Source organism: Psychrobacter sp. NPDC078501 (genome assembly GCF_044900935.1).
Classification (GTDB): domain Bacteria; phylum Pseudomonadota; class Gammaproteobacteria; order Pseudomonadales; family Moraxellaceae; genus Psychrobacter.
In genome coordinates, this window is record NZ_JBJDOS010000017.1 from 1 (window position 1) to 12,602 (window position 12,602).

General features: G+C 42.8%; 8 protein-coding genes, 4 tRNA genes and 1 pseudogene. 11 read left to right on the forward strand and 2 right to left on the reverse strand.

Annotated features, from left to right (window positions below; all coding sequences use genetic code 11):
* Positions 1-130: 130 nt before the first annotated feature.
* Complete coding sequence (polA, locus tag ACI2IW_RS13680; RefSeq protein ID WP_404693942.1) at positions 131-3,109, reverse strand: DNA polymerase I; 2,979 nt, start codon at positions 3,107-3,109, stop codon at positions 131-133.
* Positions 3,110-3,374: 265 nt separating this feature from the next.
* A complete protein-coding gene (locus ACI2IW_RS13685; RefSeq protein WP_057758473.1) occupies positions 3,375-3,788 on the reverse strand; it encodes an Ohr family peroxiredoxin in 414 nt (137 codons plus the stop codon).
* Between the two features lie 268 nt (positions 3,789-4,056).
* On the opposite strand from ACI2IW_RS13685, the gene ACI2IW_RS13690 reads away from it, so the two are divergent.
* The 11 genes and pseudogenes from ACI2IW_RS13690 to ACI2IW_RS13740 all read left to right on the forward strand — a co-directional run.
* Positions 4,057-4,959, forward strand: coding sequence for a hypothetical protein (locus ACI2IW_RS13690; RefSeq protein WP_404693943.1), 903 nt, complete (start codon positions 4,057-4,059; stop codon positions 4,957-4,959).
* Positions 4,960-5,164: 205 nt separating this feature from the next.
* Positions 5,165-6,760, forward strand: coding sequence for a peptide chain release factor 3 (locus ACI2IW_RS13695; protein ID WP_057758477.1), 1,596 nt, complete (start codon positions 5,165-5,167; stop codon positions 6,758-6,760).
* Between the two features lie 202 nt (positions 6,761-6,962).
* On the forward strand, positions 6,963-7,814 hold the full coding sequence (locus ACI2IW_RS13700; RefSeq protein ID WP_404693944.1) for an RsiV family protein: 852 nt from the start codon (positions 6,963-6,965) through the stop codon (positions 7,812-7,814).
* A gap of 157 nt (positions 7,815-7,971) precedes the next feature.
* Positions 7,972-9,297, forward strand: coding sequence for an FHA domain-containing protein (locus tag ACI2IW_RS13705; RefSeq protein ID WP_404693945.1), 1,326 nt, complete (start codon positions 7,972-7,974; stop codon positions 9,295-9,297).
* 174 nt (positions 9,298-9,471) lie between these two features.
* The gene (trpE, locus tag ACI2IW_RS13710) at positions 9,472-10,968 is read left to right on the forward strand and encodes an anthranilate synthase component I (RefSeq protein ID WP_404693946.1); all 1,497 of its coding nucleotides are present in this window, start codon (positions 9,472-9,474) and stop codon (positions 10,966-10,968) included.
* A gap of 192 nt (positions 10,969-11,160) precedes the next feature.
* A tRNA-Thr gene (locus tag ACI2IW_RS13715) sits at positions 11,161-11,236 on the forward strand.
* 67 nt (positions 11,237-11,303) lie between these two features.
* Positions 11,304-11,387, forward strand: a tRNA-Tyr gene (locus tag ACI2IW_RS13720).
* Positions 11,388-11,471: 84 nt separating this feature from the next.
* Positions 11,472-11,545 (forward strand) — tRNA-Gly (locus ACI2IW_RS13725).
* A gap of 103 nt (positions 11,546-11,648) precedes the next feature.
* Positions 11,649-11,723 (forward strand) — tRNA-Thr (locus tag ACI2IW_RS13730).
* A gap of 209 nt (positions 11,724-11,932) precedes the next feature.
* Positions 11,933-12,250, forward strand: coding sequence for a DUF6122 family protein (locus ACI2IW_RS13735; RefSeq protein WP_057758486.1), 318 nt, complete (start codon positions 11,933-11,935; stop codon positions 12,248-12,250).
* 278 nt (positions 12,251-12,528) lie between these two features.
* Positions 12,529-12,602 (forward strand): annotated as a pseudogene (locus ACI2IW_RS13740) (elongation factor Tu); the annotation flags it as partial.

A 12,602-nucleotide genomic window follows, 5' to 3' on the forward strand; every position in this document is an offset into this window, starting at 1 on the left:
GCTCGGCCAGTTTTTTAATGTCAGATTGAGTAGTCATTGCTTATTCTCCTGTTAATGGATTATAAGCAGTTACACAGTTTTTAGGAAACTCCCAACCCATCTTATGTTAAAACCTAACTTAAATTATTTACTAATGTGCCTCATCCCAGTTTTGACCACTATCAGTCTCGACTAATAAAGGTACTGCAAAGTCTACATTCCAGCCTTTGTCTACTGCTGTAGTCGTCAATACATCTTGCATAGCATCAGTAATCAGCTGGCTAACTTCGTCTACTTTATCGGCATCCACTTCAAACACCAGTTCATCGTGAACCTGTAGCAGCATTTTGGCTTGCTCTTTTGGCAGCACTTTATCAACGGCGATCATAGCAAGTTTGATTAGATCAGCAGCAGAGCCTTGTAGTGGCGCGTTAATCGCCGCGCGCTCAGCACCTTGCTTGACCATACGATTGCTGTGATTGATATCAGGCGTATAGAGCTTACGGCCCAATATCGTCTCGACATAACCTTGCTCATAGGCGCTTGCACGAGTATTGATCATATAGTTTTTGACGCCTGGATAGCGCTCAAAGTACATATCAATATAGTCTTGTGCTTCGCCGCGGCTCATCTGTAGCTGCTTGGCAAGTCCAAAGGCACTCATCCCGTATAGCAGACCAAAGTTAATGGCTTTAGCGTTACGGCGCTCGGTTGAAGTGACGTCTGCGACATCCTTGCCAAGTACTTCGGCAGCGGTGGCCGCGTGGATATCTAACCCTTCGTTAAAGGCGTGGGTTAGGTTTTTATCACCTGAGAAGTGCGCCATTAGACGAAGTTCAATTTGTGAATAATCCGCAGCCAAAATAACGCGACCTTCTGGGGCAATAAAAGCTTGACGAATTAAGCGACCAGTCGCAGTACGAATGGGAATATTTTGTAAGTTAGGATCTGTCGATGACAGTCGCCCAGTGCTCGTTAATGCCTGATGGTAGCTAGTATGTACGCGATCGGTTTCGCTATCTGCGACATTATCGAGTGCATCAGTATAAGTGCTTTTGAGCTTAGACAGTCCGCGATACTCTAGCGTAATATCGACCAATGGATGATCGATTTTTGATAGTACAGCCTCACCAGTCGAGTATTGACCAGACTTGGTTTTTTTGCCACCAGCCACGCCTAGCTTTTCAAATAGCATCTCACCGAGCTGCTTAGGAGAGCCTAAGTTAAACTCTTCGCCGGCCACTTCATAGGCGCGCTTCTCTAAGGCGACAATTTCTTCATCAAAGCGTTTTGATAGCTCGTTTAAGAAGGAGCGTTTAATCAAAATACCATGCGCTTCCATTTGGCAAAGTATCTCTGCTGTTGGAATCTCTAGCTCGTGTAACAGTTTGGCATTATTGGCATCGTTAGCCAGCTCAACGCTGAACACGTCAAATAATTGATAGGTGATATCGGCATCTTCACAAGCATAATCGCTCGCGATATCGATGGCTACTTGGTCAAAGGTAACTTGCTTAGCGCCTTTACCTGCTACATCTTCAAAGCTGATGGTTTGCGTTTGTAGATAATGGCGTGCCAAATCGTCCATGCCGTGGCGAGTAGCTGCCGCATTGATGACGTAGCTGGCAAGCATGGTATCCATCGCCCAGTTATTTGTCTGCTCATGTATGGCGCCGACTAGATCGATATCATAGTGAGCGAGGATATGCGCATCATACTTTAGATGCTGACCGATTTTACCGATATTTGGGTTCTCTAAGACAGGTTTTAAGCGAGCTAATACTGTATCGCGATCAAGCTGCTTAACAGTTAGCTCATCACCTTCTAGGCTATGCGTAAGCGGAATGTAATAGGCTTCGTGTGCTTGCAATGCGAAAGATAAACCGACGATTTGTGCATCACGCCAATGAACGCTAGTGGTTTCGGTATCAATGACAAAATGCGGAGCAGCTTCTAATAACTCGACCAAGCTATCAAACGCTGGCTCATCGAGTACAGTGTGCCACGCTTTATCATGGTTAGTGCTGTCTTTAATGCTGTCACCCTTGGTTGATTGGAGTGATTTTGCCACCTGTGCCTGTGACTCCGTATCGGCTTGGCTATCAGCAACACTTTTCGAACCATTGGCAGGATGATTTGGATGATCGAGTGATGCCAGCTCATTTCTAAACTCAAGCTCATTATATAAGTCGCGCAATTCATCTATATGTGCACAAGGATCGGTATTGATTTTTAGATCATTCCAATCTTGACCGATGGCTAAGTTGGTAACGATGGTAGCCAGCTTTCTATTAAAAGGAATATCATCAGCGTTTTCGATCAGACCCTTCGCCCCGCGACCTTTGATAAAGCCAATATGCTTGAGCATGTTTTCAATATCACCATACTCAACGAGTAGGTCTTTAGCGGTCTTTTTACCGATACCAGGTACGCCTTTGATACCGTCAGAGGCATCACCCATTAGCGTTAAGAAATCGATCATTTGATTTGGATTGATACCGAATTTATCGATTACCGCTGGCGTATCCGTGACTTTACCTGTAAAGCTGTCTTCCAATATTACGCAGTCGTTGACCAGCTGCATCATGTCTTTATCACCCGTTGAGATGACCACATGATGGCCTTGCTCGATAGCACGATGGGCAAGTGTACCGATGATATCATCCGCTTCTGCACCCTCGATCCGCAACAGCGGAATACCTAATGCAGTGACCAAACGATGAATATAAGGAATTTGCTCTACTAGCTCGACATCGATAGGTGGACGAGCAGCTTTGTAATCAGCAGACATATGATGACGAAAAGTCGGTGATTTGGTATCGAAGCAAACAGCCATGTGAGTAGGATGATAGCGACGCATCAGCTTTAGTAGTGCGTTGAGTGTACCGCGTATCGCATTGGTGATTAGACCCTGCGAGTTTTGCATGGTTTTTGGCAAGGCGTGATAAGTGCGGAACAGATAATAGGAACCATCAACCAAAATAAAAGGTGGCTGATCTTTGTCTACATGACTGGTATCCATCAGCGCCACATTAGGCATGGTATCGAAGTTCGGTAGTGCTTTGGGGTCAAGCGCTTGGTGAGAGTTGTGGTCGTTATCGGTGGTATTGTCAGCTATGTCATCAGTCATAAAAGTCACTTATCAGCTATTAGATAAAAATATATACGCTTATTATAACGATAAAATCAGCGCGTGCCGAACTGCTTAACCGTTACGAGATGTTCTATCGTGTTCTTTTTCATTGAAATCTACACTGAGTTTTCGATATTCCATTTCTACAATAAATAAATTGCTAAAAACAAAAAAGAACCCAGATAAACTGAGTTCTTTTAGAAGGGAATAACTATCGACTACTTGTCATTCAATAGACGTTGATAACGAGTCTCTGAATACGTTATTTTACTTCTGAAGAGACTTCGACATCGATGTTACCGCTGGTCGCTTTCGAATATGGGCATACTTCATGCGCTTTTTCGACCAATTTTTGAATCTCGTCAGCAGATAGGTCTGTATTGTCAGCGATAACGTGGATTTTTACGGCAAGCTTATATTCGTGATTGTCACCTTGTAATAAGTCTACAGAGGTCTCAACAGTTGAGCCAAATGTTGCGCTTTCCATCTTTTTGACTACGCCTAAGGCGCCATCAAAACAAGCGCCATAACCCATTGCGAGTAATTGCTCAGGATTATTACCTTTTTCATTACCGCCTGGTGGTACCATATTGATTTCAAGATCACTATCGCTTAAGGTTGCTGTACCCATGCGACCGCCAGTAACAGTAGATTTGGTAGAATATAGAGATTTCATGACACATCCTTTGTTGTGAGTTTTTATGTTTATAGTTGAGTGGTAAATCTTGATATGAAACCTAGCATAACAAATCGCTCACGCAGCTCAGTGCATAGAGAGTAAATATATACTGCTAGTTTGTAAATGAGATTTTGCGCACAGTTTTATTCGTTTCTAGATTTACAAGCTTATCGTACAGTCGCCAAAGAGGTACAATAGCGGTAATGAGCCATATATACGTTATCAGTACGGATAATAGAAATCTGAATCATAAGGACATTGTTTGATGAATAGATGGATTGCGATACCTAGTGTTTGCTTTTTGACGACGCTTGCTTTGATAGGGTGCGAGGAAGAAGACGGCGCTTATGGGACGGCTAGTAGCGAGATTACTTTGACAAGCTTTGCTAATAGTTATGATAGCAAAGCCAATGCAACGGCAATTGCGCGAATTGATGAAACGTATCGTACTGGTGCGCGCGAGATCAAAACAACCAATCTCATCAACAGTTATAGTAATCAAAGCCTGAATGATTTAGACAGAACCGTGCTAGCAGATGATTTCGAAGGTCGACTTGAAAATAAAGACATCGAGGTTAATAATCGGACGGTCAAACGCCCCATTTATGAAAAAAATACCAACAACCAGCTAGACTACCAAACCACTTATAAGACGCTTAACTTATCAGGGCTGCATGCTAACAGCTATGTTGCTAGTACAAACGTGAACAATAGATACGGTATTATTACCGACTTAAATAACTATTCTGAAATTCCGACCAATGTTGCTTTTCCTGAAGGGTCGGTTTGTTATATCCCTGTGGTAACCAGCGAGCGTTCGTTTTTGGCATTTAATGAGAAAAACAAGACTGGTTACGCTTCAATAGAAAGGTGGATTGAAGTGGCCAAAACTCGCTTTAGTGCAGATAGGGATCATAGAACCTCTCAGTTCGGCGTTGGCGTAGGCAATCAGCAACAAGCCGCGCAAGTTATGTTTTTCGAATACGATGATCAGCCTGCTTATGAATATAGCGGTGTTGAGTACGGAAAAGACGTATATGAGGCAAACTATGTCGCCAAAGGTAGCACTGATCCGAATACAGACAGTCGTTTTGACGTAGTCGATTGTACAATCGTCAATGAGGTAGCTGGCGACTTCTTAGCTGAGCAAATAGAACGCTACTACTGAGATGAATTGATGGTTATTAGTCGTGCTACTCAAGCAGGATAATCGCAATTTAAAAGCCCAAAAACACGCTTCGTTTAAATAACGGAGCGTGTTTTTTTATACGCTAATTCTGCACCCCGATGCTAAATCCGCTACAATACGCCCATTATTTATTTTATTTATTTAGAGTCACTTCTAAATCACATAACTGTTGAAGCTGAAAATTATGAGCGTAGATCCAAAGAAATTAAACAAAGAAGTTGCTAAGCGCCGCACCTTTGCCATTATCTCGCATCCCGATGCTGGTAAGACCACTATGACCGAAAAACTCCTGTTGTGGGGTCAAGCGATTCAGGTAGTGGGCGAAGTAAAAGGCCGTAAAACAGATCGTCATGCAACCTCAGATTGGATGAGCATGGAACAAGAGCGTGGTATCTCGATCACGACGTCTGTCATGCAGTTTCCGTATAAAGACCACATGGTCAACCTACTAGACACCCCAGGTCACGCCGACTTTAGTGAAGATACTTACCGTACTTTGACCGCAGTAGATAGTGCGCTGATGATGGTCGATGGTGCGAAAGGTGTCGAAGAACGAACCATCAAGCTGATGGAAGTGTGTCGTATGCGCGATACGCCTATCATCTCATTCGTCAACAAGCTAGATCGTCAGATTCGTGAGCCGCTTGAGTTACTTAGCGAAATCGAAGCAGTGTTGAAAATCAAATGTATCCCAGTGACTTGGCCTATCGGTATGGGTCAAGATTTCATTGGCGTCTATCATTTGACTGAAAATAAAACTTACTTTTATGAAAAAGGTAATGGCGGCAAGATGACGGTCTCTGAGACCAGAGAAGGCTACGATTATCCAGATATCCGTGAGCGTCTAGGACAGTTGATGTTTGACGCTTTCGAAGAGTCGCTTGAGCTGGTACAGATGGCGCTAGAAGAGTTCAGTGTTGAAGCATTTTTGGCTGGCGAGATGACGCCAGTATTGTTTGGCACGGCATTGGGTAACTTTGGGGTAAACATGGTACTTGATACCTTGGTCAAATATGCACCGCCGCCAAAAGCCCATCCAACGACTGAGCGTGAAGTATCAGCCACCGAGACAGATTTTACAGGCTTCGTCTTTAAAATTCAGGCCAATATGGATCCACGTCATCGTGACCGTATTGCGTTCTTGCGAGTGTGCTCTGGTAAGTACGAGAAGGGTATGAAAATGAAACATGTGCGTCTGGGTAAAGATGTACGTATTGCTGATGCTTTGACCTTTTTAGCAGGTGACCGTGAGGCGTTAGAAGAAGCCTATCCAGGTGATATCATTGGTTTGCATAACCATGGCACCATCTCTATCGGTGATAGCTTCACTGAAGGCGAAGAGTTGAGCTTTACCGGTATTCCGCATTTTGCTCCTGAATTGTTCCGCCGTGTAGTTCTAAAAGATCCGCTTAAATCAAAAGCTCTGCAAAAAGGTCTTCAACAATTAAGTGAAGAGGGCGCAACGCAGGTCTTTATGCCGCAGATTAATAATGATTTGGTTTTGGGTGCGGTCGGTGTCCTACAGTTTGAGGTGGTCGCGCATCGTCTCAAAGAAGAGTACAAGGTTCAATGTACCTTTGAGCCAGTATCGATAGCTACGGTACGCTGGATTCATTGCGATGATGAAGTAGCATTGGCGAAGTTCAAGAAAAAAGCCCATGACCAATTATCATTAGATGGGGGCGGTTATCTAACGTATCTTGCACCGTCACGTGTCAATCTACAGCTAATGCAAGACCGCTATCCAGAAGTGACTTTTAGTAGCACTCGCGAACATTAAATTTATTTATACGCTTATATCGTTTATTGATTAAGACACGCCAGCCGTGTCTTTTTTATTGCCTGTGTTTACGACTCGAATAGTAAGAGTCAGATAACCGCTCGCTTACACCACTTCAAAAACGTGAACAGTCTTCCTACAATACATTGTAATTGTTACGGTAGAATATTGAATGGCATTTTATATTTGTAAAAGAGGACATATGCACACTACGACTCAAACTGATGATAAATCTATATCGGCTGATCTATTTTCGATAAAAGTAAGCCAGAGACGTTCAATTGCTATGTTGACTGGCAGCTTACTGTTAAGTGCCGTTAGCATGTCGGTAAATGCAGGAATTTTTATTAGCAGCACTGAATATCTACCGTATCAACTACCCAGTAATATACAAGAGACGTGTGACAAGCGTGATAACTGTCCAGAGATTGAAGTTAAATATCTCAAAAGCAGTCAAAACTGGATAGATGAGATTGCCAATGCCCGTATCGATAACTTAGTCGTTAATAGTCAGATGACAGAGTCAGCACCTATCAAGGGTAAAAGCAACAAGAAGGAAGTTACGGCTGCTCTTGATAGCTTTGTGAATTCGCAATTTCAAGATATGCCTGATGATGTGTCGTGGGGTTATAATCTGATGGTAGCGCCCAATTATCTAGGTCATGTCGATGACTTTGAACTGTTTGAGATTAGCTCCTATGTTTATACTGGCGGTGCACATGGCATGCCTTATAGCGAGTACCTAGTGTTTGACCCAAGTACCAAGAAGCAAGTCACGCTTGACGACATGCTTATCTCAGGTAAAAAACCTCGTTTTGAGGCGCTTGCCTATGATGCTTATAAAACGTGGGTTAAAACGGTTGCTGAGGACGTGAGCAGTTATGAGAAAAACTGGCCATTTACGTTGAGCGATAATGTAACCTTAACAGACACGGGCATTAGAATTCGTTATCAGCATTATTCTATCGGCCCATATGCTTACGGTATGCCTATTCTTAATATCCCCTATAACAAGCTCGACAAAGTTATAAAACCTCACTTTATACCAAAGTAAATACTGTATGGTGTCTGAGGAAAGTACTTAATAAACCGTGCTAGGCAACTATTATTAAAGAAATAGCGACAATACTTATCACAAATTGGCAGTAATATTTTAGAGTTATTATTTTTAGCATCATTGGATATTCAATAGAAAAATAAGGAGTTATAACATGACAAACGAGACAGAAAGTACGAATACGGCAGCAAGTACAACTTGGCAGCTGAATGCATTGACCGAAGCGCTAGGTGACCTAACACTGACGGTTAGTGATAGCTTATCTATAGGTCGTGGTAGTGATAACGACGTAGTCCTAGGTAGCAAGCAGGTTTCTCGCAATCACGCGGTACTCAGTGTGTTAGACGGTCAGCTGTACGTAAAAGACTTAGACTCTTCTAATGGTACGTTTATTAATGAGCAACGTATTGAAGGTAATGAATCTAGTCATCTCAAAGCAAATGATACGCTTGGCTTTGCAAGTTTTAGCTTTCAAGTACAGGCATCTGCTGCGCCAGTGACGACGGAGAGTGAGGCACTAGCGCCAGTGACCACAGAGGAGTTAGTAGCAGATGCACATGAAAATGCTGACACAGCTGCCGTGCTGGAAACTACTGCTAGTGAGCCTGTGACTGAAGAGCAGATAATTGAGGAAAGCGTTCTTGAGGAAGAGCCGATCATAGAGCAAACAGTTAATGAGCCAGTGATCAAAGAGACTGGCATCGAAGAAATGTTGCCTGCTACAGATGATACTGTACCTGTAGAATCTTTATCTGTAGATGCCGGCTCAGATATGACCGAAGAATCAGTAACCCCTACGCACGAAACCGTTGAACCGGCTGTTGAAGAACCAGCTGTTGAAGAGCTAGCTACTGAAGAAGCCGTTGCTACAGAGCCAGTTGTCAAAAAAACAGGGATTGATGAAGTACTGTCTGACGCGGATGCAGCATCGCCTACGCCAGTAGAAGACACGCCAGTTGCTACAGAAGTAGTAGCTGACGCATCTGTACCAACAGCAACCCAAACAGAGGCTGTGACGACTACAGAGCCACCAAAGACAGCATCTACTGATAGCGCGCCAGTGGTAGAAGAGCAGCCAGTAATACATGAAGAGCCAGTAATGCATGAAGAGCCAGTAATGCATGAAGAGCCAGTAATACATGAAGAGCCAGTAATGCATGAAGAGCCAGTAATGCATGAAGAGCCAGCAATCCAAGACGAACACGACAAAACGACAAAAACAGAGTTACAAGAAGAAGCTGACCCTGAAGTTTTAAAAGCCAAACAAGCAGCTAGTGCACAGTTTTCAGGCACGGCTAATTTAGGGCAGCCGCGCGATCTTGGTACCGAAGGTAATAATGCGATGGATCAAGAAATCAGCAACCCTGCTCATGCAGGTCATGTAGAGAAAAAAGCGAGCGGCGGCTGGTTCATATGGGTATTTGTGACCATTCTAATTATCGGTTTGGCCTTATGGTTGTTTAATATGGGCGGTGCATAATTCAAATATACACTAGGTCTTTGTCGTAATTTTTGACAGAGGCCCTTGTGTGCGTACCGTTTATTAAATAAATGACTCATTATAGCGTCGATATTTTAGCGAATATTGGCGCTATATTTTATAGAGCAGCTTATAGTTTTGTTATTGCCTATAAGGTGCTAAGAGAGCGCTATTATGATGACTTTTGAAGAATACCAAGCTTTTAGAGATAGAGGCTTTAGTCACGCACCGCTAGTAAAAAAGCGTCTGATGGATGCGCAGACTCCCGTATCTGTATTCTCCAAAGTACGTGATCTAAACGGCTCTGCCTATCTGTTTGAGTCTGTGGTAGGCGGTAAGCGCTGGGCACGATACTCCATGATTGGATTGGGTAGCGATCTGATTTTGCAGTACGCTGATGGCAATATGACGACCAAACGAAACGATCATATCGATACAGAGTCAGTAGAGAATCCTTTTGATTACCTGCGTGAGCTGATGGCGCAATATCATATGCCAACCGCTGAAGATGTACCGACGATGCCTAGCTTTAGTGGCGGTCTAGTTGGTTACTTTGGATACGATATGGTACGTATTATTGAGCCAATTGTCGGCTTATCTGATGCGCCCAATCCAATGTCGATGCCAGATATGTGGCTGATGCTTTCGATGAGCGTTATTGTATTTGATAATTTAGAGAATACGCTATCAATCATCGTCTATGCTGATTGCCAGTCTGAAGATGGCTACAGTTCAGCTATCCGTGAGTTAGAGCAAATCGAGGAAAAGTTAGCTGAGCCGTCCAACTTGCGCGCACCTGTAATGCCTACGCCTAAATTTGTATCGCAAACAGGTGCCGAAAAATACTGTAGCGATGTCAATAAAATAAAGGACTATATCGCCGCAGGTGACGTCATGCAGGTAGTGCCAGCGCAGCGTTTGACTGCGGACTATACAGGCGACTCTCTAGCCGTCTATCGTGCGCTTCGCTACCTTAATCCGTCGCCTTATCTGTTCTTGGTGCATGGCTATACACTCGATGATCACAAACGCTTTGATATTATCGGTGCTTCTCCTGAAATCCTATCCCGTATCGAAAATGGCAAGGTGACGGTAAGGCCGCTAGCAGGGACACGGCAACGTGGCCGAGATAAGGCTGAAGACCTCGCGCTTGAGCAAGAGCTGCTAAATGATGAGAAAGAAACAGCGGAGCATTTGATGCTCATTGATTTGGGTCGCAATGATCTTGGCCGCGTTTGCGAATATGGCAGTGTTAAAGTCACAGAAAAGATGTTTATAGAGCGCTACTCACAAGTGATGCATATCGCATCTAATGTTGAGGGTACGATACGAGCTGATAAGGATGCACTAGATGTGTTTTGTGCCACTTTCCCAGCTGGTACGCTATCGGGCACACCCAAAATCCGCGCCATGCAAATTATCGATGAGATAGAACCAGTACGTCGAACGGTGTTTGGCGGTTCAGTTGGTTATTTAGGTTGGAATGGTAATATGGACACGGCCATTGCTATCCGTACTGCGGTGATGCGCCGTGGGGAGATACATATTCAAGCCGGAGCAGGGGTCGTCGCTGATTCTGTGCCAAAAAAAGAATGGGATGAAACCAATAAAAAAGCATTGGCATTAATAAAAGCGGTCGAAATGGCCTGTAATGGCTTGCGCATTCGCTAATTAAATAGCCAGTAATATGATGAAAATAAGGGCTGCAAGTAAAAATCCAATTTATCGCCATATTTTTATTTATAAAAAAACCAGCTTAATCAGTGACTTAAATGTTTATATCAAATTAATTTAAAAAAAGATGAAAAAGTACTTGCGCATCTCAAAAAATTTGATAGAATAGCCACCACTTTAAGAGAACAAGCCGACTTAGCTCAGTTGGTAGAGCAACTGACTTGTAATCAGTAGGTCGCCAGTTCGATCCCGGCAGTCGGCACCATCTCTCTTAAAGTAGCTTTTTATGAATTTGTCTTAAATGTAAGTCATTTTTGTTCAAAGCAACCTAAGGTGGGGTTGGGGAGCGGTCAAACCCAACAGACTGTAAATCTGTCGCGAAAGCTTCGAAGGTTCGAATCCTTCCCCCACCACCATATTTTCTAAAGTTTGTCATAGCGCCAAGCATACTCTCTATATCTCATAACTCTCGATTAGAGTTATCCTGAATAAGAGTAAATGCGGGTGTGGTATAATGGTAACACCTTAGCCTTCCAAGCTAATGACGCGGGTTCGATTCCCGCCACCCGCTCCATATATACACCATCGCAAAGCATAACAATAAATCATCACGAGAGTCAGTAATTATTGCTGCATCGTGATATTTTTTTTAGTGCAACTCAAAGGTTTCAATATACGCTCATATAGCTCAGCGGTAGAGCACTCCCTTGGTAAGGGAGAGGTCTCGAGTTCAATTCTCGATATGAGCTCCATTTATTGTTTATACCTTTTATGCTTGTTTTGCTATTTATATAACTTTGCGTCGATATCGAAATTATAGAATATTGAAATATATAACAGTAGTGCGGTAGACAATGATTCAAAGGTGACACTGAGGTGTTGCCTTTTAGTGCTGTCAGTATATTAATAAATATTGGTTTTGATGGTCTTATATAGAGAAGACTAAAACTAATAGGTCAGTATGCAGACATTAATACATTATTTTTTGCACTTTGGTTTTCCTCTTTTTATTGCTATTGCGTTTTTTAGAAAAGAGTGGAAAAAAGCATATCTGATTTTGCTTGCGACCATGCTGGTTGATATAGACCATCTGGTAGCAAACCCAATATTTCAGGCAAATAGATGTAGCATTAATTTTCATCCGTTACATACTTATTATGCGATGCTAGTGTATTTTGTTTTACTCTTTCTTCGTAAGCCTTTTAATATCATTGGAATTGGATTGCTGTTCCATATGTTAACGGATTTTACGGATTGTTTGATGATGTCGGTCAGCTAACATCGCGACCTTGCATATCAAGATAATTATACGGTTATAAGAAAGGTTATAATCAATTGAGCTTTATATCTACTAGTTAGAGAGAAGTTGATTTCGATTGAGAGATGTATGACTATTTAAGACAAGTCAGCGTATAATAACGGATACAAGAATTAGTTCGGAGCATTGTTTAAGCAGTGGTTCGTGCGGTTGATAGCTAGGTTTATGATGATTTAATTCTATTATGAGCCATTAAACAGCTTTTTATTGATCATTCACCAAAAAAAGAGGAAATACCCATGGCAAAGGCCAAGTTTGAACGTAACAAGCCACACGTCAACGTCGGTACAATCGGACACGTTGACCATGGTAA

Coding starts and splice junctions, on each gene's coding strand:
- ACI2IW_RS13690 (WP_404693943.1), top strand. CDS start 4,057: ATGAATAGATGGATTGCGATACCTAGTGTTTGCTTTTTGACGACGCTT.
- ACI2IW_RS13695 (WP_057758477.1), top strand. CDS start 5,165: ATGAGCGTAGATCCAAAGAAATTAAACAAAGAAGTTGCTAAGCGCCGC.
- ACI2IW_RS13735 (WP_057758486.1), top strand. CDS start 11,933: ATGCAGACATTAATACATTATTTTTTGCACTTTGGTTTTCCTCTTTTT.
- polA (WP_404693942.1), bottom strand. CDS start 3,109: ATGACTGATGACATAGCTGACAATACCACCGATAACGACCACAACTCT.
- ACI2IW_RS13685 (WP_057758473.1), bottom strand. CDS start 3,788: ATGAAATCTCTATATTCTACCAAATCTACTGTTACTGGCGGTCGCATG.
- trpE (WP_404693946.1), top strand. CDS start 9,472: ATGATGACTTTTGAAGAATACCAAGCTTTTAGAGATAGAGGCTTTAGT.
- ACI2IW_RS13705 (WP_404693945.1), top strand. CDS start 7,972: ATGACAAACGAGACAGAAAGTACGAATACGGCAGCAAGTACAACTTGG.
- ACI2IW_RS13700 (WP_404693944.1), top strand. CDS start 6,963: ATGCACACTACGACTCAAACTGATGATAAATCTATATCGGCTGATCTA.